2 protein-coding genes and 1 pseudogene are annotated in these 948 nt (G+C 66.0%); 1 reads left to right on the top strand and 2 read right to left on the bottom strand.

Going from position 1 to position 948, the window contains the following annotated elements:
- Positions 1-288: YbiU family protein (locus tag JMF90_RS38555; protein WP_201326490.1), on the bottom strand; the 288-nt coding region annotated here is incomplete at its 3' end.
- 110 nt (positions 289-398) lie between these two features.
- Positions 399-788: a VOC family protein gene (locus JMF90_RS38550; protein WP_011548105.1), complete on the bottom strand. Its 390-nt coding sequence runs from the start codon at positions 786-788 to the stop codon at positions 399-401.
- Between JMF90_RS38550 and JMF90_RS40525 the strand changes: the two are divergent.
- Positions 787-948: pseudogene (locus tag JMF90_RS40525) on the top strand (AraC family transcriptional regulator); the annotation flags it as partial. The gene JMF90_RS38550 and the pseudogene JMF90_RS40525 overlap by 2 nt on opposite strands.

Genomic DNA, 948 nt, shown 5'->3' with positions numbered 1-948 from the left:
CCAGTCGCGCGCCTGCCGCGCATCGAACACGCCGCGAATCACCACCGCGCCATGCGTGCGGATCGCGGCCATCGCGTGCGGATCGACCCGCCCACCCGCGATATCCGCGAACGGCACGACCGGAATCACGTCCTGGCCGTGCGCGTGCGCGCGGCGGATCGCGTCGACCTGCCGTGCGATGTCGCCCTCCACTTCGCGGAACGTGGCCGCGTAATCGGGCAGGTCGGCGCGCAGCGCCCGTTTCGCCGCGCGAATCGCGGCGGGCAGATCGTCAATCGTCAGTTGCATCGTCGTCTCCTCGCTGAAGCATGTCGTGATGTGCTGTCAGCGTACGGCCGACACGTGATCACCATCACCACTATTCAGCCAATGATCGATACAATCCTGACAATCATGCGTCACTCTGGACGATGGCAGACCACGCAGAGCTTGTTGCCGTCCGGATCGCGAAAATAAGCGCCGTAGTAGTCGCGGTGATAGTGCGGTCGCAGGCCCGGCAGCCCTTCGCAGGTGCCGCCCTGCCGCAGCGCGAGCGCGTGGCAGCGATCGACGTGCGCACGGGTTGGCGCATCGAATGCGATCGTGTGGCCGTTACCCGGCTCCGGCGGATGGCCGTCGAGCGGCTTGCCGAAGAAGAACAGCGGCCGCTCGGCGTCTGCCGGCATCCAGCCCGACCAGCCGTCCGGCTCGCGGAATTTCAGGCGCAGCCCGAGTTCCGCGAACAGCGGCGCGTAGAAATCGTAGGCGCGTGCCGTATCGCTGACGCCCACGCAAACATGTGAAAACATGGCATCGCTCCGTGGTGACGATCGCTCCCGATCATGCCACGACGCGCTGCCTGCCCCAACGGAGGCCGCGATGAAACCGCAATACGAGCACGTGACGTTTGCGTCCGGCTGCTCCATCCGCGTCTATCACCGCCAGCTCGCGCGCATTCCGTTCGAATGG

Source organism: Burkholderia sp. E168m23, assembly GCF_016586125.1.
Classification (GTDB): Bacteria; Pseudomonadota; Gammaproteobacteria; order Burkholderiales; family Burkholderiaceae; genus Burkholderia; species Burkholderia orbicola.
Note: the sequence above shows the minus strand (reverse complement) of the source record. Positions and strands in the feature narration are given on the sequence as shown.

Excerpts from the sequence above, each read along its gene's own strand:
- JMF90_RS38550 (WP_011548105.1), bottom strand. The coding sequence starts at position 788 with ATGTTTTCACATGTTTGCGTGGGCGTCAGCGATACGGCACGCGCCTAC.